We start from the raw sequence: 19737 nt of genomic DNA, 5'->3' as shown, positions 1-19737 counted from the left end.
GGTCAGCTTGTTTCGCCGGCCACGGAGAAGGAGCGGAGGCGGTCGATGGCCAGGACGGTGAAGCCGACGCTGACCAGGGCGGTGAGCACGCCGGCGACCGGCACGGAGACCGTGGTGGAGAGCAGTTCCGTCGGGGCCATCCGGTCGGCGAGGGCGATCACCCACTGCTGGATCGAGAGCACCTTCGTGCCGCTGACGAAGTTGCCGAGCAGCCCCTCCCAGATCAGCACGTAGACCAGCCCGAGCAGGACCGGCCGCCGGGTGACCAGGCTCAGCGCCAGGAACAGCGCCGAGTACGCCAGCGCCCCGATCGACGCGGCAGCGGCGAGCGCCAGGCCGAGGCGCACCGAATGGGCGAGCACGCCCGCGACGTAGAGCGGCACGGCGACGGTGGCCGCGGTGACCCCGGTCGCGACGGCGAGCTTCGGCAGCACGATCTGCCAGCGCGGCAGCGGCTTGGTCAGGATGTGCACCACCGTGCCGTCGTCGATCTCGGCGCCCAGCACGCCGGTGCCGACGATCAGCGAGACCACCGGCAGCACCACGGCCAGGCCGAGCCCGACCAGCACCGGTGGCCCCCACTGGCCGGGGTCCACCCCGAACGCCCGGGACGTCACGGCGAGCAGCAGCAGCACCGCGGGGAGCGGAAGCAGCAGCAGGAACCGCCGGCGGCCGAAGAGCCCGCGCGCGGTGATCCAGGTAATGGTCGACATGGGTTCAGGCCTCCACCAGGTAGGAGAAGACGCTCTCCAGGGACTCGTCCTCGGGCGTCAGCGCGCGGACCCGGATGCCCCGGGCCAGGGCGATCTTCGGCAGCGCCCGGGTAAAGGCGCCGTAGTCGCCGGCCCGGACGGTCAGCCCGTCCCGCCCCAGCTCGACCCCGGTCACCGACGGCTCGGCGATCAGCGCCACGGCCAGCGCCCGGTCGTCGGTGGAGCGGACCGCGAAGACGTGCGGCCGGTTGGTCATCAGCCGGCGGATGGTCCGGAAGTCGCCGGACGCGGCCAGCCGGCCGGCGACCATCACCTGCACCGTCCCGGAGACCTGCTCGACCTCCTCCAGGATGTGCGAGCTGAACAGGATGGTCCGGCCGGCGTCGCCGAGGGAGTGCAGCAGCGCCATCATGTGCAGCCGCTGCCGCGGGTCCATCCCGTTGAACGGCTCGTCCAGCAGCAGCACCTGCGGGTCGTGCACCAGCGCCGCGGCCACCCGGGTGCGCTGCCGCATGCCCTTGGAGTACGTGCCGATCCGCCGCTCCTGCGCGTCTTCCATCTCAACCAGCGCGATCGCCCGCCTGGCCGCCGCCTCCGGCTCGGGCAGCCGGTGCAGCTTCGCGCTGGCCAGCACGAACTCGTACGCGGTGAGGAAGCTGTGCACCGCCTCCCGTTCGCTGACCAGCCCGAGCCGGCGGTAGACCTGCGGATTACGCCAGGTCGGCTCCCCGTCCAGGGTCACCGCGCCCCGCGACGGGGCGAGGAACCCGGCCATCATGTGCAGCAGGGTGGTCTTGCCGGCGCCGTTCGGGCCGAGCAGTCCGGTCACCCCCGGGCCGAGCCGCATGGTGATGTCGTTGACCGCCACCACGTTGCCGTACCAACGGGAGACGCCGGCGAGGTCGAGGACGCTGGCCGGGCGGCCGTCGGCGGCCGGGGCCACCCGCTCGGTGCCGGCGCTGATCGTGCTCATCGGGTGGCCACCTTCCGGTACCGGGCCAACAGCAGGACGACGGAGACGGCCACGACCAGCACCGCCACCACCGCGTAGACCGGGCCGAAGTCGCCGATCCGTGGGCCGCCCTGGCCGCCGGGGACCAGCAGGTCGCCGAGGGCCCAGACACCGACCCCTTGGACGAGGGTGGGCGGCGAGGCGAGCAGGGCCAGCTCGTTCACCGTCCGCGAGGGCATGACGGAGAGGGTGGCGACGATCGGCGTGGTCATCAGGAAGACCGCGACGATACCGCCGGCGGCGAACGCCCGCTTGCCGGTGAGCGAGGCGACCAGCAGCCCGATCGAGGCGAAGACCACCGCCCAGAGCCCGGCGTAGAGCAGGCCGGGCAGCAGGTCGAGCAGTTCGTTCCAGACCCCGCGCATCCCGGTCTTGGTGGTGAACGCGGCGCCGAGGAACATCACCAGCTGCGGGCCGCCGAGCAGCAGCCAGAGCGCGGTCACCAGGGCGAGGAGCTTCGCCAGCGCGTAGTCGCCGCGCGGCAGCGGCCGGGAGAAGTAGAGCGGCAGCACACCGCTGCGCAGGTCCCGGGAGACCAGCTCGGGCGCGGCCACCGCGACGAAGAAGATGACCAGCCAGCTCATCGCGTCGGCGAACTGGGCGTACGTCATCACCACCTGGCCGATCTGGCTGCGGACCGCGGTGACCCCGGCCGCCACCAGGGTGACGACGCCGACCACCAGCCAGGGGAAGATCTTCGCCTTGGCGGTGCGACCCAGCCCGAAGGCGGTCCGCAGGCCGTGCAGGTAGAGCGCGCCGAAGACGTGTCGGCGCCCCAACCGGGGGCCGGTGTACCGCTGGTAGCCGATGTCGTGGATGACGCCGGTCGGCTCAGGCATTGCTGGGCTCCCTCGTGGCGAAGAGTTCGGCCACCCGGTGCCGGCGCTGGTCCAGCCGGTGCAACGGCAGGTCCAGCTCGGCGACCGCGCCGAGGATCAGGTCGTAGGTGGCGTCGTCGGCGAGCGGGACGAGCAGCAGCCGCCCCTCCCGGACCACCGGCAGGTCGAGCGCGGCGAGCCGGGTCGCGAGGTCGTCCGTACCCTCGCTGACCTCGACCGCGAGGACGTCGGTGGCCGACGTCATCGCGGAGATGCGGTCGGCGCGCAGCAGCCGGCCGCCGTCGATGGCGACCAGCGTGTCGCAGATCCGCTCCACCTCACCGAGAAGGTGCGAGCAGACCAGCACGGAGATGCCGAACTCGGTGCCGATCCGGTGGATCAGGGCGAGCATGGCGTCCCGACCGGGCGGGTCGAGGCCGTTGGTCGGCTCGTCGAGGAGCAGCAGGTCCGGGTCGTGCACCAGGGCCTGGGCGAGCTTGACCCGCTGCTTCATGCCCGTGGAGTAGCCGCCGACCGGACGGTAGCGCTCCTCGTAGAGGCCGACGTGGCGCAGTGCCTCGGAGGCGCGTTCGCGGGCCACCGTGCGGGGCAGGCCGCTGATCCGCCCCAGGTGGGTGACCAGTTCGGCGGCGGACAGGTCCGGCGGGAGGGCGTCGTGCTCGGGCATGTAGCCGACCCGGGCGCGGACCGCCGCCGGGTCGGTGGTCGGGTCGAGGCCGAGCACGGAAACCTGGCCGCTGGTGGGCGGGAGCAGGCCGAGCAGGATCTTGATCAGGGTGGATTTGCCGGCGCCGTTGGCACCCACCAGGCCGATGATCCCCGGCTCCACCGACACCGTGAGGTCGGCCAACGCGGTGACCCGACCTCCGTACGTCTTGGTCAGCGACTCGGTCGCGATCAGTGTCACGCCGCTCAGCCTATGGAGCGGACGCTCGTCGGGGCATCAGGCGCGCCCCTGATCCTGGCGAGTTCCCCCACTAGGGGTAAGCCTTCCGTAAGGCCGTGGGGCGGTGACCTGGCCTGACCGACCAGCCGGTCCGCACCGGGCCGTCCGGGTGGAAGGTCTTCGACGACGGCCGCCGGGTCGAGCTGGGCCCGCTCCGGGGCAACCAGGGCGACCAGGCGTACGACATCCCGGCCGGGACCGACCTGACCGGGCTGACCAGCGCGTCGATCTGGTGCGAGCGGTTCGCGGTGTCGTTCGGCGCCGCCCCGCTGACCGCCGCCGGCTGACCTGGCCGCGCCCGGTCGACGACCGTCCGAACGGCCGATGGCCGGCAGGTGGAGTGGCGCTCTCGACCGATCGCCGATGGGCTGCGAAACTGTGTGCCGGCCGGTGAGTTGGGGGTTTGATGAGCAACGGGTGGGTGCTGCCCGAAGACGTGCTGCGGGACGCTCCGGCGTACGCGCCACGCGCCAGTGAACTGGCCGATCTGGAGTTGCTGCTGACCGGGGCGTACGCCCCGTTGACCGGCTTCATGACCCGCGCCGACCTGACCTCGCTGAGCCGGCGCGGCCGGCTCGCCGACGGGACGCCCTGGCCCGTACCGGTGACCCTGCAGGTGCCGGCGGCGCTCGCCGACGGCCTGGAGCTGGACGACCCGCTGCGCCGCGCGCTGGTGCTCGTCGACGGCGAGGGCGCCCCGGTGGCCGCGATGGACGTGACCGACGTCTGGCCGGCGCGGGACGGCACGGTGGGCGTCGGCGGCGCGGTCCGCCGGCTCGGCGACGGCGGGCACGGGCCGTTCCAGCGGTTGCGGCGCGGCCCGGACGAGGTCAAGGGGCTACTGCCCCCGGGCCGGGTGCTCGGGGTCTTCGCCGACCGTCCGCTGCACCGGCCGCAGCTCGCCCAGATCGCGCACGCCGCCCGCACGCTCGGCGCGCACCTGCTGGTGATGATCCCGGTGGGCGAGGAGGCGACCGGCGGGCTGCCGGCCGAGGCGCTGGTCCGCAGCGTCTTCGCCGCGCGGGACCGGATGCCCCCGGCCACCCTGGTCGCGGTGCCGCTGGTCCGGCGGCGCGACGAGATCAGCGACGCGCTGCTGCGGGCCCGGGTCGCCGCCGCGTACGGGGTGACCCACCTGCTCTCCACCACCGACGTGCTCTCCGGCGCGGGCCTGCGGGTGCTGGTCCCCCGCGAGCTGGCCTACGACAACCGGGACGGGCAGTGGCGCTGGCGGGAGGACATCCCGCCGCGCAACCGACGGCTGGCGCTGACCCAGGAGGAGATCGACGACCTGCTGGACCGGGGCTTCCCGCTGCCCGAGTGGCACACCCCGCCGGCGGTGGCCAGGGAGCTGGTCCGGGCCCGCCCGCCGCGTCGGCACCGGGGCCTGGTGCTCTTCCTGACCGGGCTCTCCGGCTCCGGCAAGTCGACCATCGCACGCGGGCTGGCGGACGCGCTGCGTGAGGGCGGCGACCGGACGATCACCCTGCTCGACGGCGACGTGGTGCGCCGGGAGCTCTCCGCCGGGCTGACCTTCAGCAAGGCCGACCGGGACCTCAACGTCCGCCGGATCGGCTGGGTGGCCGCCGAGATCGCCCGGCATCGGGGCGTCGGCATCTGCTGCCCGATCGCCCCGTACGCCGCGGCCCGGGCCACCGCCCGGGAGATGGCGCACGCCGCCGGGGCGGGGTTCCTGCTGGTGCACGTCGCCACCCCGCTGGAGGTCTGCGAGCAGCGGGACCGCAAGGGCCTCTACGCCCGCGCCCGGGCCGGCCTGCTCACCGGGATGACCGGCATCGACGACCCGTACGAGGAGCCGACCGACGCCGACCTGGTGGTGGACACCACCGACATGACCATCGAGGAGGCGGTCCAGCTGGTGATGAGCCACCTGACCGAGACCGGCTGGGTGGAGCCCCGCCTCCAGTCCGCCTGAGCCCTTCCGGACCCGCCGCCGCCCACCGCCCGGGCGGCGGCGTCCGGTTGTCCGGGTGCCGGCGTCCGCCGTCCGTCGTCCAGGTGCCGATTCCTTCCGTCGCGCCCTCCTGCGCGCTAGTGTTCATCTTTGTTGGAACACGTTCGACCTCGTGGACACGTGGTCGCGGGACCCCGGAGGTGCGGCGGATGCTGGCGCGGCAGCGGCAGACGGCCATCCTGGAGCGGGTCCGCAGCGCCGGCGGCGTGCGGGTCACCGAGCTGGCCGCCGAGTTCGGCGTCTCCGACATGACCATCCGCCGGGACCTGGAGACGCTGCACGAGCAGGGCCTCCTCGCCAAGGTGCACGGCGGCGCCACGCCGACCGGCCCCGGCTCCACCGACGAGCCCGGCTTCCACGCCAAGGCGGTCCGCCAGTCGGCGGAGAAGGCGGCGATCGCCGCCCGCGCCGCCGAACTGGTCCGCCCCGGCGCCGCGATCGCCCTGTCGGCCGGCACGACCACCGCGGAGCTGGCCCGCCGCCTGCTCGACGTGCCGGGGCTGACCGTGGTCACCAACTCGCTGCCGGTGGCCGAGATCCTGCACGTGGGCGGACGGCCGGACCAGACCGTGGTGCTCACCGGCGGCGTCCGTACGCCCTCCGACGCGCTGGTCGGCCCGCTGGCCGTGGCCGCGATCGCGTCGCTCCACCTGGACCTGCTCTTCCTCGGCGTGCACGGGATCAGCGAACGGGCCGGCTTCACCACGCCCAACCTGATGGAGGCGGACACCGACCGGGCCCTGGTGGCGGCCGCCGACCGGCTGGTCGTCCTCGCCGACCACACCAAGTGGGGCACGGTGGGGATCTCCTCCATCGTCGGCCTGGCCGCCGCGGACGTGCTGGTCACCGACGACCGGTTGGCGCCGGACGCACGACGGGTACTCGACGAGAAGGTGGGTGAGCTGGTGATCGTGCCGGGCACGGGACGGCCCACGGAGGAGGCGGCGGAGTGAGGCGTACGCAGATCGAGCTGGCCGACGGCCGTGACCTGATCTACTTCGACGAGCGGGACGACGCGGTCCGCGACCGGCCGGACCTCCGCGATCTCCTCCCGCCGCCGCCCGCCTCCCAGCTGCGCTACGACCCGCTGACCGACGAGTGGGTGGCGGTGGCGGTGCACCGGCAGACCCGCACCTTCCTGCCCCCGGCCGACCAGTGCCCGCTCTGCCCGTCGACCGTCGACCGGCTCAGCGAGATCCCCGCCCCCGACTACGACGTGGCGGTCTTCGAGAACCGCTTCCCGTCGCTGAGCCAGCGGGTGGCCGAGGAGCCGGTGGAGATCACCCCGTTCACCCCGGTCCGGCCGGGACGCGGCCGGTGCGAGGTGGTCTGTTTCACCGACGACCACAACGCCTCCTTCGCCAGCCTGCCGCCGCGCCGGGTGCGGACCGTGCTGGACGCGCTCGCCGACCGGACCGCCGCGCTGACCGAGCTGCCCGGGGTGGAGCAGGTGTTCCCGTTCGAGAACCGGGGTGTGGAGATCGGCGTGACCCTGCACCACCCGCACGGCCAGATCTACGCGTACCCGTTCGTCACGCCGCGGACCCGGTCGATGCTGACCGCCGCCCGGCGGCACGCCGACCGGATCGGCGGTAACCTCTACGCCGACGTGCTCGCCGCCGAGCGGGCCGCCGGGGACCGGGTGGTGGCGAGCAACGAGCACTGGACGGCGTACGTCCCGGCGGCCGCCCGGTGGCCGTTCGAGGTGCACGTCGCCCCGCACCGGCCGGTGCCGGACATCCCGGCGCTCGACGACGCCGAGCGGGACGCCTTCGGGCCGCTCTACCTGGACGTGCTGCGCCGCTTCGAGGGGCTCTTCGACCTGCCCATGCCGTACATCGCGGCCTGGCACCAGGCGCCGGTGCGGATCGACCGCGAGCTGGGGCACCTGCACCTGCAGCTGTTCACCATCCGGCGCGCCAAGGACAAGCTGAAGTACCTGGCCGGCTCGGAGTCCGGGATGGGCGTCTTCATCAACGACATCGCCCCCGAGCGGGCCGCGGAGCTGCTCCGCACCGCCTGACCGCCCGGGCGGGAAACAGGGCGCGGGGGGCCCGGGACAGGGCCCCCCGCAGGGAAGGGACGGCTGGCTGTGCGCGACAGCCGGGAAGGCTGGCTGATCGGCACTCGGGCCGCGAGGCGACCGCGGGTCAACCTTCCTGGACGAGACTGGCATCACGTCCACCCAGCTCAACGACCCACTGCCCCGCCAGTGACGCCGCCCCCGCCCCCGGCGCCGGCAGCCCGGCGGTCCGGGTACGACGAAGCCCGCCGGCGGGTGCCGGCGGGCTCGGTCGGTGACGCGGGGCGGAATCAGGCGTTGATCTTGCGCGCCAGGTTCTCGTCGAGCGCGTTCATGAACTCGTCGGTGGTCAACCACGGGGCGTCGCGCGAGATGAGCAGCGCGAGGTCCTTGGTCATCTGGCCGCCCTCGACGGTGTCGACGATGACCTGCTCCAGGGTGTTGGCGAACTCGATGACCGCCGGCGTGTTGTCCAGCTTGCCCCGGTGGGCCAGGCCCCGGGTCCAGGCGTAGATCGAGGCGATCGGGTTGGTCGAGGTCTTCTCGCCCTTCTGCCACTGCCGGTAGTGCCGGGTGACCGTGCCGTGCGCGGCCTCGGCCTCGACGGTCCGGCCGTCCGGGGAGAGCAGGACCGAGGTCATCAGGCCGAGCGAGCCGAAGCCCTGCGCGACGGTGTCGGACTGCACGTCACCGTCGTAGTTCTTGCAGGCCCAGACGTAGCCGCCCTCCCACTTGAGCGCGGCGGCGACCATGTCGTCGATCAGCCGGTGCTCGTAGGTGATGCCGGCGGCGGCGAACTGGTCCTTGAACTCCGCCTCGAAGACCTCGGCGAAGATGTCCTTGAACCGGCCGTCGTACGCCTTGAGGATGGTGTTCTTGGTGGACAGGTAGACCGGGTAGTTGCGGTCCAGGCCGTACCGGAACGAGGCGCGGGCGAAGTCCCGGATCGACTCGTCGAAGTTGTACATGCCCATGGCGATGCCGCCGCCGGGGAAGTTGGCGACCTCCATCTCCATCGGGGCGCCACCGTCGGCCGGGGTGTAGGTGATGGTCACCGTGCCCGGGCCGGGGACGACGAAGTCGGTGGCCTTGTACTGGTCGCCGTGGGCGTGCCGGCCGATGATGATCGGCTTGGTCCAGCCGGGCACCAGCCGCGGCACGTTGGACATGATGATCGGCTCGCGGAAGACGACGCCGCCGAGGATGTTGCGGATGGTGCCGTTCGGCGACCGCCACATCTTCTTCAGGCCGAACTCCTCCACCCGGGCCTCGTCGGGGGTGATGGTCGCGCACTTGACGCCCACGCCGTGCTGCTTGATGGCGTTGGCGGCGTCGACGGTGACCTGGTCGTCGGTCTCGTCGCGGTGCTGGATCGACAGGTCGTAGTAGTGCAGGTCGACGTCGAGGTACGGCAGGATCAGCTGCTCCCGGATCTGCTTCCAGATGATCCGGGTCATCTCGTCGCCGTCGATTTCCACGACCGGGTTGTTTACCTTGATCTTCGCCATCGGCCGGCGCTCCTCTCGGGGGACACGTGCTCAAGCAGTACGAGCGTACTGGAAACCGGCCGGGGTGCCCCAGCCGGCCTCGGTCGGCCGGGAATCGGGGTGCACGGCGCAGAGACCGCTGGCAGCATCACCGGATGCCACTGAGCCGCACCCTCGGGTCTATCACGGTCACCGCCCTCACCGACGGCGAGGGCCCGTTCTTCCAACCCCGCGTCGAGGGGACGGCGAAGGGGCACGTCGGGGGTGCCGGCGTGCCCCTTCACGGGTGGGTCGGGTCACATGTTGGCGACGTCGGCCTGCTTGGCGCGGACGGCCTCGGCGGCCGCCAGCAGGCTGGCCATCTCGTCGGCGTCCAGGTCGGTCTCGACGATCCGGCGGATGCCCTCGCGGCCGATCTCGGCCTCGACGCCCAGGTAGACGCCGGAGATGCCGTACTCGCCGTCGACCCAGGCGCAGACCGGCATGATCTCGCCGGAGTCCTCGGCCACGGCCCTGGCCATCCGGGCGGCGGCGGCCGACGGGGCGTAGTACGCCGAACCGGTCTTGAGCAGGGCGACCACCTCGGCGCCACCGTTGCGGGTCTTGACGACCAGCTCCTCGATCTGCTCGGCCGGCATCGCCTCACGCAGCGGCTTGCCGTTGACGGTGCTCTTGGACGGCACCGGGACCATGGTGTCGCCGTGCGAGCCGAGGGTGAGGGTCTTGACCGACTTCACCGGTACGTCCAGCGCCTCGGCGACGAAGTTGGTGAACCGGGCGCTGTCCAGCATGCCGGCCTGGCCGAGCACCCGGTTCTTCGGGAACTGGGTGGCGAGCTGGGCCAGCGCGGTCATCTCGTCGAGCGGGTTGGAGACCACGATGACGACGGCGTTCGGGGCGTACTTGGCGACGTTCTCGGCGACCTGCCGGACGATCTTGGCGTTGGTCTCCAGCAGGTCCATCCGGCTCATCCCCGGCTTGCGGGGCAGGCCGGCGGTGATGACGACGACGTCGGAGCCCTCGATGGCCTCGTAGCCCTCGCCGTTCGGGCCGGTGGTGACGCCGACGACCTTGGTCTCGAAGCCCTCGACCGCGCGCGACTGGTTGAGGTCCAGCGCGAGACCCGCCGGCTTGCCCTCCACGATGTCGGTGATCACGACGGTGTCGAAGACGTCGTACTCGGCCAGGCGCTGTGCGGTGGTGGAGCCGTAGAAGCCGGCCCCGACGACAGTGACCTTCTTACCCATGGTCGTCCCACTCCCTGATACCAGTCGGTTTTCCGGACCGTATCAGCCATCCTGGCACCGATCGGGTCAGGGGCGGACGGTTATGCCGCGCATGGGCGGAACGACACCCACCGCCCCGGCCGGATCAGCCGCGCTCGGCGCGCTCCACGACGTTGGTGAGCAGCATCGCCCGGGTCATCGGGCCGACGCCGCCCGGCATCGGCACCAGCGCGCCGGCGACCTCGACCACCTCGGGGTTCACGTCACCGGTGTAGCGGCCCTTGCCGTCGGCGCCGATCACGCGGGTGATGCCGACGTCGACCACGGTGGCGCCCGGGGTGACCATGTCGGCGGTGAGCAGTCCCGGCACGCCGGCCGCGACGATGACGATGTCGGCCGCCCGGGTGTGCGCGGCGAGGTCCAGGGTGCCGGTGTGGCAGAGGGTCACGGTGGCGTTCTCGCTGCGGCGGGTGAGCAGCAGGCCGAGCGGGCGGCCCACCGTGTTGCCCCGACCGACCACCGCGACCGTGGCGCCGCGCAGCGCCACGTCGTGCCGGCGGAGCAGCTCGACGATGCCGCGCGGGGTGCAGGGCAGCGGACCGTCGTAGCCGAGGACGAGGCGGCCCAGGTTGACCGGGTGCAGCCCGTCGGCGTCCTTGTCCGGGTCGATCATCTCCAGCGCGCGCTGGGTGTCCAGGTGGGCCGGAAGCGGCAGCTGGACGATGTAGCCGTGGCAGGACGGGTCGGCGTTGAGCTCGGCGAGCACCTCGTCCACCTGGGCCTGGGGGGCGTCGGCGGGCAGCTCCCGGCGGATCGAGGCGACGCCCACCTCGGCGCAGTCCCGGTGCTTGCCGTTGACGTACGCCTGGGACCCGGGGTCGGCGCCGACGAGGACGGTGCCCAGCCCGGGGGTGATGCCGCGCTCGGCGAGCGCTTTGACCCGCACCCGCAGCTCGTCCTTGAGCTCCGCCGCGGTCGCCTTGCCGTCCAGGATCGTCGCCGTCACGTCCCGATCGTCTCACGACCGGGACCCGACGTTCCGGGTACCAGAGGCGACCGGGTCCCGAGGAGGCCGCCGGAGGCCCGACGCCCTCGCGACGGTAACGATCCGTTACATGTTCTTCGTCACCCAGAGTGACGCCGTGTGAATCGTGACACATTCGCACTCCGACTGTCGGTCGACAAGCGGGACAGCCCGGGCGACCGGTCGACAACCGCGTGGCAGGGCTGCGACCTGACACCGAGGCTCGCCAACGAGCGGCTGAATCGCCCCTGAGCAGCCATTGCCCGACATCCCGCCTAGCAGACACCGGCCGGTGGACATGACCGGGTGGCCCACATCGTTGCCCAGTCGCAACGCGCTCGTTGCCGAATCCACCGCCGACGACTTACCGTTACGACTCGTTGCGCAGCGTCACCCAACGCCGGGCCCGACCGCGCAGCGTGAGGAGATGAGGAGACTCAATGCAGGTTCGTAGGCTCGCCGCCTGGACCGCTCTCCCGCTCGCGGTGACCCTGGGCCTCTCGGCCTGCGGCTCGGGCGGCAACGGCGGATCCGGCAAGAGCAACCCCAACGCGGCGGCCAGCATCCAGATCGGGGAGCCGCAGCACCTGGTCCCGACCAACACCACCGAGACGTCCGGCTCACAGGTCCTCGCCGGCCTGTTCAGCCCGCTTGTCGACTACAACGCGCAGAACAAGCCGTACGAGGTGGCGGCCCAGTCGGTGGCGTCCTCGGACAACAAGGTGTGGACGATCAAGCTCAAGGACGGCTTCACCTTCCACAACGGCCAGAAGGTCACGTCCGACGACTACATCAACGCCTGGAACTACGGCGCGTACGCGCCGAACGGCCAGGGCGGCAGCTACTTCTTCGAGAAGATCGCCGGCTACGACGACCTGCAGTCGGTCGACCCGGACGGCGACGGCCCGAAGGCCGCGCCGGCGCCGAAGGCGAAGGCCATGTCCGGCCTGAAGAAGGTCGACGACCAGACCTTCACGGTCACGCTGTCGCAGCCGTACATCGACTTCAAGACGATGCTCGGCTACACCGCGTTCTACCCGCTGCCGAAGGCGGCGTTCTCCGCTCCGGGCGTGCTCAAGGACTCCTACGAGCAGGCGCCGATCGGTCAGGGCCCGTTCAAGATGAAGGGCACCTGGCAGCACGACGCCAAGATCGAGGTCGAGCGCTACGACGCCTACCCGGCTGAGAAGCCCAAGGTTCACGGCGTCGAGTTCCGGATCTACCAGCAGCTGAGCGCGGCGTACGCGGACGTGCTCGGCGACAACCTCGACGTGATCCCCACGATCCCGACCGAGAACATCAGCTCCGCGGCGAGCGACCTGGGTGACCGGTACAAGACCAGCCCGATGTCGTCCTTCCAGTTCCTGGCCTTTCCGACCTTCGACAAGGACTTCCGCAGCCCGGACGTGCGTAAGGCCATCTCGATGGCGATCGACCGGGACGAGATCACCAAGTCGGTCTTCAAGGGCTCGCAGCAGCCGGCCCGCTCCTTCGTCTCGCCGGTGCTGCCGGGCTATCGGGACGACACCGCGGGTGCGGCCGGTCAGTTCAACCCGACCGAGGCCAAGAAGCTCTACCAGGCCGCGGGCGGCCCCGCCAAGATCACCATCTCGTACAACGGCGATGGTGGCCACAAGGACTGGGTCGACGCCACCTGCAACCAGCTCAAGGCCAACCTGGGCGTGGACTGCGTCGGCTCCGCCGAGCCGAAGTTCGCCGACCTGCTGACCAAGGTCGAGAAGAAGCAGCCGGTCGGGCTGTTCCGGATGGGCTGGGTGATGGACTACCCGTCGATGGAGGACTACCTCGGCCCGCTGTACTCCACCAACGGCTCGTCGAACTACTACGGCTACAGCAACCCGGAGTTCGACAAGCTGGTCAAGGAGGGTTCGGCCGCGCCGACCCAGGACGAGGCGATCAAGAAGTACCAGCAGGCCGAGGACATCCTGGCGAAGGACATGCCGGTGATCCCGCTGCGCTTCGGCCAGAACGTCTACGGTTCTTCGACCAAGGTCAAGAACGTCGAGATGGACCTGTTCCAGCGGGTCAACCTGGTCAAGATCGAAGCGGTCAGCTGAGCTGACCAGCGGTTCGGGCCACCCGGGTGAACACCCGGGTGGCCCGAACGACGCGCGGCACGCCAGCCGGGGCCACCTCGCCCGGCCCCGGCGCCCGCCACAAAGCCGGGGGGCCGGTCCCAGAATTCGCGGTACGTCCGCAGCCGTACCGCGCCCCTATTGCCCTTTTCCAGAGAGACTGCTAAGTATGTTCCGCTATATCCTGCGGCGCCTTCTGCAGATGGTCCTGGCGTTCTTCGGGACCACCCTGATCGTCTACGCGCTGATGTTCGCCGGCCAGGGCGACCCGATCCAGGCCCTCGCTGGTGAGCGGCCGGTGACGGCAGCCCAGCGGGCATACCTGACCGAGAAGTACCACCTGGACGCGACCGGCGTGGGCGGCTTCTTCTACCGCTACTTCGACTACGTCAAGAGCCTGGTCCAGGGCGACCTGGGCCAGTCGCTGACCGGGCGCTCCATCGGCCAGATCCTCCAGCAGGCCTGGCCGGTCACCGTCAAGCTGGCGCTGATCGCGCTGGCCGTGGCGATCCTCTTCGGGGTCACCGCCGGTGTGATCGCCGGTATCCGCCGGGCGAGCATCTTCGACAACTCGACGCTGCTGCTGACGCTGCTGGTGCTGGGCATCCCGACCATCGTGCTGGCCCCGCTGGCGCAGTACTTCCTCGGCGTCAAGCTCCAGCTCTTCCCGCCCACCGCCGGATCCAATCCGACGTTCTACGCCCTGCTGCTGCCCGGCATCGTGCTCGGCTCACTGTCGCTGGCCACCGCGCTGCGGCTGACCCGGACGTCGGTCGCCGAGAACCTCCGCGCCGACTACGTCCGTACCGCGAAGTCGAAGGGCCTGCTGCGCCGCCGGATCATCAGCGTGCACGTGCTGCGGAACTCGCTGATCCCGGTGATCACGTTCCTCGGCGTCGAGCTGGGCAACCTGATGAGCGGCGCGATCATCACCGAGGGCGTGTTCAACATCCCCGGCGTCGGCTTCAACCTGTTCCGCGCCATCAAGACCGAGGACGGGCCGCTCGTGGTGGGCATCGTCAGCGTCCTGGTCGTGGTCTACCTGGTGTCCAACCTCGTGGTGGACGTCCTGTACGCCGTACTCGACCCAAGGATTCGCTATGAGTGAGCGCAGCGAACGAATCATGAACGCAGCGTGCGCGGGCGCTCGTGCCCGCAGTGAGCGTAACGAGGTGCGGGCATGAGCGATTTTGAGACGGTAGCGGCCAGTGAGAACCAGGCCGCCCGGCGGGGGCCGTCGGGTGAGCCGGGCGCCCCGAGCCAGGTGGGCACCCCGCAGAAGCCGCGCAGCCTCGCCGGCGACGCCTGGCGCGACCTGCGCCGCAATCCGATCTTCTGGATCAGCCTGCTGCTGGTCGTGGTGGTCGCCGCGATGGCGGCCTTCCCCGGATTGTTCGCCAGCAACGACCCGCGTAACTGCGTGCTCTCCCGGCAGCACGCCGGGCCGTCCGGCGGGGCCATCTTCGGGTACGACTTCCAGGGCTGCGACATCTACGCCCGCTCGGTCTATGGGGCACGGGCGTCGCTGCTGGTCGGCCTGCTCTCGGCCCTGCTCACCGGGATCATCGCCGTGGTGGTCGGCATGGTGGCCGGCTACTTCGGCCGGTGGATCGACGCCGTGCTGTCCCGGGTGATCGACATCGTGCTCGGCATCCCGCTGCTGCTGGCCGCGATCGTGCTGCTCAAGCGGGTCAGCACCGGCGGACCGAACACCCGGCTCGCCGCGGTGATCGTGGTGCTCGCGATCCTGGGCTGGACCACCGCCGCCCGGGTGGTCCGCTCCTCGGTGATCACAGCCAAGGAGCAGGACTACGTCGCCGCCGCCCGGATGCTGGGCGCCGGCCACAGCCGGATCATGTGGCGACACATCCTGCCCAACTCGCTGGCCCCGGCGATCGTGGTGCTGACCATCGCGCTCGGCTCGTTCATCGCCGCCGAGGCGACCCTGTCGTTCCTCGGCATCGGCCTCAAGTCGCCGACCATCTCCTGGGGCATCGACATCGACGCCGGCCGGGTGCACATGCGGGAGTCGGCGACCCCACTGATCGTCCCGTCCGCCTTCCTCGCGCTGACCGTGCTGGCCTTCATCATGCTCGGCGACGCGATCCGTGACGCCTTCGACCCGAAGCTGCGGTGACGTGACGTGCGAGCGCGAGGAGTGAGCGAAGCGAGCCACGCAGTCGAGAGCGAAAGGCAGGCACAGTGACCCACCACTCCGCTGTTTCTCCCACGCCGGCCTCCGCCACCCCGGAGGGCGGTCACCTGCTCGACGTACGGGACCTGCACGTCGAGTTCCGCACCTCCGAGGGCGTGGCCAAGGTGATCAACGGGGTCTCGTACCACCTCGATCCCGGCGAGACCCTCGCCGTGCTCGGCGAGTCCGGCTCGGGCAAGTCGGTCACCGCCCAGGCGATCATGGGCATCCTCGACACTCCGCCCGCGGTCATCCGCTCCGGCCAGATCCTCTACCAGGGCCGGGACCTGCTCACCCTCTCCGAGGAGCAGCGCCGGCAGGTACGGGGCAAGGAGATCGCAATGATCTTCCAGGACGCCCTCTCCGCGCTGAACCCGACCTTCCCGGTCGGTTGGCAGATCGGCGAGACCCTGCGCCAGCGCGAGGGGATGTCCCGGGGCGATGCCCGGCGCCGGACCATCGAACTGATGGACCTGGTGAAGATCCCGGCCGCGGCCCGGCGGATCGGCGACTACCCGCACCAGTTCTCCGGCGGCATGCGGCAACGCGTCATGATCGCGATGTCGCTGGCGATGGACCCGAAGGTGCTGATCGCCGACGAGCCGACCACGGCGCTCGACGTCACCGTGCAGGCCCAGATCATGGACCTCCTCGCCGGCCTGCGCCGCGACCTGAACATGGCGATGATCCTGATCACCCACGACCTGGGCGTGGTCGCCGGCGTCGCGGACCGGATCGCCGTCATGTACGCCGGCCGGATCATCGAGCACGCCGACGTGCGCTCGCTGTACCGGGCGCCGGCCCACCCGTACACCAAGGGGCTGCTGGAGTCGATCCCGCGGCTGGACGTACGGGGGCAGGCGCTCTCCACCATCAAGGGGCTGCCGCCGAACCTGATGCGGATCCCCTCCGGCTGCCCCTTCCACCCCCGGTGCCCGTACGTGCAGCAGGTCTGCGTGGACGTGGTGCCGCACGACCTGGTCCTCGGCGACGGCCGGACCAGCGCGTGCCACTTCGCGCAGGAGGTCCGTGATGACAGCATCCGCTAGCCCGACCAAGGTCCGCGGCGAGACGATCCTCTCCGTCGACAACCTGGTGAAGCACTTCCCGATCAGCCAGGGTGTGCTGTTCAAGAAGCAGACCGGCGCGGTGAGGGCCGTCGACGGGGTCAGCTTCGAGCTGCGCCGGGGCGAGACGCTCGGCGTGGTCGGCGAGTCCGGCTGCGGCAAGTCGACCCTGGCGCGGCTGCTGATGCGGCTGGAGACGCCGACCGCCGGCCGGGCCACCCTGGAGGGGAAGGACCTGTTCAAGGCCTCCGGGTCGGAGCTGCGCCGGCTGCGCCGAAACATGCAGATGGTGATGCAGGACCCGTACACCTCGCTCAACCCGCGGATGACGGTCGGCGACATCATCGGTGAGCCGTTCGAGATCCACCCGGACGTCGCCCCGAAGGGCAGCAAGCAGAAGCGGGTGCAGGAGCTGCTGGACGTGGTCGGGCTCAACCCCGAGCACATCAACCGGTACCCGCACCAGTTCTCGGGTGGCCAGCGGCAGCGCATCGGCATCGCCCGCGCGCTGGCGCTCCGGCCGGAGATCATCGTCTGCGACGAGCCGGTCTCGGCCCTGGACGTGTCGATCCAGGCTCAGGTGATCAACCTGCTGGAGCAGCTCCAGGACGAGTTCGGGCTGTCGTACATCTTCATCGCGCACGACCTGTCGGTGGTCCGGCACATTGCGGACCGGGTCGCGGTGATGTACCTCGGCAAGATCGTGGAGATCGGCACCGAGGAGGAGATCTACGAGCGGGCCACCCACCCGTACACCCAGGCGCTGCTCTCGGCGGTGCCGGTGCCCGACCCGGACGCCCGCGACGACCGGAACATGATCCGGCTCACCGGCGACGTGCCGAGCCCGGCCGACCCGCCGAGCGGCTGCCGGTTCCGCACCCGCTGCTGGAAGGCCCAGGACATCTGTGCCACCCAGGAGCCGCACACGGTGCTCCGCGCGGCTGACCCGCACCCCTCCGCCTGCCACTTCGCCGAGGTCCGCCCCACCCCGGCCTGACGCCCGACCCCGGCGTCGTCCCCGCAGGCGAGTCGATCATGAAGTTGTGGGCCCGACCGCCGGTCCGGCGGGCAACAACTTCATGATCGAGGCAGGTCCGGGTTTGACGGGCACGGGAGACTCGGGATGTGCGGATTCGTCGATCGATCGTCCTGGTGGCGGTGTGGGGCCTGCTGGCGGGGTGTGACGGCGGCTCGCCGCCGGCCGGGCCGACCCCGGCCGGGTCGACGGATGCCGCCGGCACCAGCCCCGCGCCCGACGGCGCCGGCCCGGCGCCGAGTTGCCCGCCCGACCACCGGTACGACGAGGTCATGGCCGCGGGTGGCGAGGTGGCCGGCACCCCCGGGGTGTTCTGGACGCTGCTCTTCCTTCACGACGGCAGGCTGCCCGCCGGCGAACAGGTCAAGATCGCGCTGAAGGTGACCGGCTCGGGTGAGCTGACACTGCGCGCCGTCGGCCCCGGCGGGGTCACCGTCGAGCCCCGCTCGTTCGACCACCACGGCGGCAGCACCTGGGCGCGGCCCGGCGACGAGTGGGGCTCCTACTGGGTCTTCCCCACCCCGGGATGCTGGACCATCCAGGCCGACCGCGCCGACGGCACCCGGGGTGCCGTCACCCTCCGCGCCGGCTGAGCCGGCGTCCCGGTACGGCCCGACCGCCAGCCGGCCCCGCCCACGACGGCAGCCCCGCCCCCGGAGGAAGGGGGACGGGGCTGCCGGTGTTCGGCCGGCGGCCCGGCCCGGATCGGGAACCGGGCCGGACCGCCGACGGCTCAGAGCTGGGCCAGGTCGAACGCCCAGATGCCACGGCCGTGAGTGGCCACGTAGACCGAGTTGTCGACCGCGTTGTACTCGACGTCCATGCCGACGGTCAGCGGCAGGCCGGTGCCGAGCCGCTGCCAGTCGGTAGCGCCCGGCGCCCGGTAGAAGGTGGCCAGGTCGGTGGCGAGCACCAGGCCGCCGTTGGACAGCTCCTTGATCGAGCTGGCCGGCACGTCCGGCAGGTTCGCCGAGACATCCTTCCAGGAGGTGCCCGCGTCGGTCGTCTCGTAGACGTGGCCGAAGCCGGCGCCCGGTCCCTCGGTGAACCGCCGGGAGAACCCGTTGATCGCGAGGAAGGCGTGCGAGGGGTTTGCCGGGTCGACCCCGACGCCCTGCACGAACCGGTTCGGGAAGTCGGCCGGCAGGGTCAGCTGGTGCCAGCTGGCCGGGTCGTTGACCTTGCCGACCGCGACGCCCCGGGTGAAGCCCGCGTTGTTGCACGGTCCGCACCAGCCGACGTACGCCGTACCGCTGGAGACCGCCACCGAGGTCGCGGTGTGCCCGGCGCCGAGGTCGAAGACGTTCGTCCAGCCCTTGCCGTTGGAGATCGAGTACCCCTTGGTGTTGGCCCAGACGTGCTGGCCACCGGCCACCCAGACGTTCGCGTTCAGGGCGTCCGGGGCGAACGGCGCGATGAACCGGGCCGGCTCGTCGCCCGGCGCGTTGGTGTACGGCCGGATGTCCCTCGAGGTGGAGGTCTCCAGGGTGCCCGGGCCGGTGTTGGCGTTGCAGTTCTCGGTCACCCGCATGGCCAGGTTGGTGTACTCCTGGACCTGCTTGCAGCCGTTCGCCGGGTCGGCCTGCGAGTCGCCACCGTCACCGCCGAAGTTGGAGCCCATCACGGTGTCGCCGGCGCGCAGCACCGAGGCGCCGTTGTCCTGGAGGCCACCGGAGACCACCGTGCCGGCCTTGGCCGGGTCCTTACCGACCGCCACCGAGTAGTACTGCAGGGCGTCGATGGTGCCGTCGTTGAGGCTCTGCCAGTCGGTCGCGTGGCCGTCCTTGTCGGTCTTGCCGTTGATCGGCCGGCGGTAGATGCCGCCGTCGTTGCCGACGTAGACGAAGCCGTTGCCGACCGCGACGGAGTGCTGGTCGGAGTGGGTCGTCTTGTTGCACTTGTTCTGCGCGTCGCTGATGTTCCAGCAGCCGAAGTTGAAGTTCCAGTACGGCCCGACGGTCTTCCAGTTGGCGCCCGCGTCGGTCGACTCGTAGACCTCCTCCAGGCCGGCCCAGATGTGGTTCGGGTTGGCCGGGTCGACGGTGAGGAACTGGTTGTACCAGGCCTGGATGCCCGGGCCGTAGCCCTTGCCGATCACG

The 19737-nt window shown here is 71.2% G+C and carries 16 protein-coding genes and 2 pseudogenes; 10 read left to right on the top strand and 8 right to left on the bottom strand.

The features are described from left to right. Positions 1-2: 2 nt before the first annotated feature. From SLP03_RS29575 to SLP03_RS29560, 4 genes are read right to left on the bottom strand one after another with little or no spacing between them, the layout of a single operon-like run. Complete coding sequence (locus SLP03_RS29575; protein ID WP_319463936.1) at positions 3-713, bottom strand: ABC transporter permease; 711 nt, start codon at positions 711-713, stop codon at positions 3-5. A gap of 4 nt (positions 714-717) precedes the next feature. Next, entirely contained in the window at positions 718-1686 is a 969-nt protein-coding gene (locus SLP03_RS29570) for an ABC transporter ATP-binding protein (RefSeq protein ID WP_319463935.1), read from the bottom strand. Next, a complete protein-coding gene (locus SLP03_RS29565; RefSeq protein ID WP_319463934.1) occupies positions 1683-2564 on the bottom strand; it encodes an ABC transporter permease in 882 nt (293 codons plus the stop codon). Before SLP03_RS29565 ends, SLP03_RS29570 begins: the two co-directional genes overlap by 4 nt. Then, positions 2557-3471 (bottom strand): ABC transporter ATP-binding protein, encoded by a 915-nt coding sequence (locus tag SLP03_RS29560; RefSeq protein ID WP_319463933.1) that lies wholly within the window; start codon positions 3469-3471, stop codon positions 2557-2559. The genes SLP03_RS29565 and SLP03_RS29560 overlap by 8 nt, the downstream gene beginning before the upstream one ends. Before the next feature lie 113 nt (positions 3472-3584). Here SLP03_RS29560 and SLP03_RS29555 point away from each other — a divergent pair. The 4 genes and pseudogenes from SLP03_RS29555 to galT all read left to right on the top strand — a co-directional run. Beyond that, positions 3585-3797, top strand: a pseudogene (locus SLP03_RS29555) (DM13 domain-containing protein); the annotation flags it as partial. Positions 3798-3916: 119 nt separating this feature from the next. After that, complete coding sequence (gene cysC, locus SLP03_RS29550; RefSeq protein WP_319463932.1) at positions 3917-5446, top strand: adenylyl-sulfate kinase; 1530 nt, start codon at positions 3917-3919, stop codon at positions 5444-5446. A gap of 188 nt (positions 5447-5634) precedes the next feature. Next, positions 5635-6438, top strand: coding sequence for a DeoR/GlpR family DNA-binding transcription regulator (locus SLP03_RS29545; RefSeq protein WP_319463931.1), 804 nt, complete (start codon positions 5635-5637; stop codon positions 6436-6438). Further along, the gene (gene galT / locus SLP03_RS29540; RefSeq protein WP_319463930.1) at positions 6435-7508 is read left to right on the top strand and encodes a galactose-1-phosphate uridylyltransferase; all 1074 of its coding nucleotides are present in this window, start codon (positions 6435-6437) and stop codon (positions 7506-7508) included. The genes SLP03_RS29545 and galT overlap by 4 nt, the downstream gene beginning before the upstream one ends. Positions 7509-7798: 290 nt before the next feature. Here galT and SLP03_RS29535 read toward each other — a convergent pair whose 3' ends face one another. The 3 genes from SLP03_RS29535 to SLP03_RS29525 all read right to left on the bottom strand — a co-directional run bounded on the left by SLP03_RS29535 (position 7799) and on the right by SLP03_RS29525 (position 11227). Next, a complete protein-coding gene (locus SLP03_RS29535; protein ID WP_319463929.1) occupies positions 7799-9016 on the bottom strand; it encodes an NADP-dependent isocitrate dehydrogenase in 1218 nt (405 codons plus the stop codon). A gap of 275 nt (positions 9017-9291) precedes the next feature. Beyond that, positions 9292-10242, bottom strand: a complete 951-nt coding sequence (locus tag SLP03_RS29530) for a malate dehydrogenase (RefSeq protein ID WP_319463928.1) — start codon at positions 10240-10242, stop codon at positions 9292-9294. Positions 10243-10366: 124 nt separating this feature from the next. After that, positions 10367-11227 carry a bifunctional methylenetetrahydrofolate dehydrogenase/methenyltetrahydrofolate cyclohydrolase gene (locus SLP03_RS29525; RefSeq protein ID WP_319463927.1) on the bottom strand — a complete coding sequence of 287 codons (861 nt, stop codon included), beginning with the start codon at positions 11225-11227 and terminating at the stop codon, positions 10367-10369. Between the two features lie 458 nt (positions 11228-11685). Between SLP03_RS29525 and SLP03_RS29520 the strand changes: the two genes are divergently transcribed. The 6 genes from SLP03_RS29520 (at position 11686) to SLP03_RS29495 (ending at position 18231) form a co-directional block, all read left to right on the top strand. Then, positions 11686-13323, top strand: a complete 1638-nt coding sequence (locus tag SLP03_RS29520) for an ABC transporter substrate-binding protein (RefSeq protein ID WP_319463926.1) — start codon at positions 11686-11688, stop codon at positions 13321-13323. 187 nt (positions 13324-13510) lie between these two features. Continuing rightward, positions 13511-14449, top strand: coding sequence for an ABC transporter permease (locus SLP03_RS29515; protein ID WP_319463925.1), 939 nt, complete (start codon positions 13511-13513; stop codon positions 14447-14449). A gap of 72 nt (positions 14450-14521) precedes the next feature. Then, positions 14522-15478, top strand: a complete 957-nt coding sequence (locus SLP03_RS29510) for an ABC transporter permease (RefSeq protein WP_319463924.1) — start codon at positions 14522-14524, stop codon at positions 15476-15478. A gap of 65 nt (positions 15479-15543) precedes the next feature. Continuing rightward, a complete protein-coding gene (locus SLP03_RS29505) occupies positions 15544-16584 on the top strand; it encodes an ABC transporter ATP-binding protein (RefSeq protein ID WP_319463923.1) in 1041 nt (346 codons plus the stop codon). Continuing rightward, complete coding sequence (locus SLP03_RS29500; protein ID WP_319463922.1) at positions 16568-17599, top strand: dipeptide ABC transporter ATP-binding protein; 1032 nt, start codon at positions 16568-16570, stop codon at positions 17597-17599. Before SLP03_RS29505 ends, SLP03_RS29500 begins: the two co-directional genes overlap by 17 nt. 128 nt (positions 17600-17727) lie before the next feature. Further along, a complete protein-coding gene (locus SLP03_RS29495) occupies positions 17728-18231 on the top strand; it encodes a hypothetical protein (RefSeq protein WP_319463921.1) in 504 nt (167 codons plus the stop codon). A 140-nt stretch (positions 18232-18371) separates the two neighbouring features. Here the strand turns inward: SLP03_RS29495 and SLP03_RS29490 are convergent. Next, positions 18372-19737: pseudogene (locus SLP03_RS29490) on the bottom strand (glycosyl hydrolase); the annotation flags it as partial.

Origin of the sequence: Micromonospora sp. RTP1Z1, assembly GCF_033804685.1 — a bacterium.
In the GTDB taxonomy this organism is placed as follows: Bacteria; Actinomycetota; Actinomycetes; order Mycobacteriales; family Micromonosporaceae; genus Micromonospora.
The sequence above is the reverse complement of the archived record's forward strand: the minus strand, read 5'-3'. Positions and strand labels throughout refer to the sequence as shown.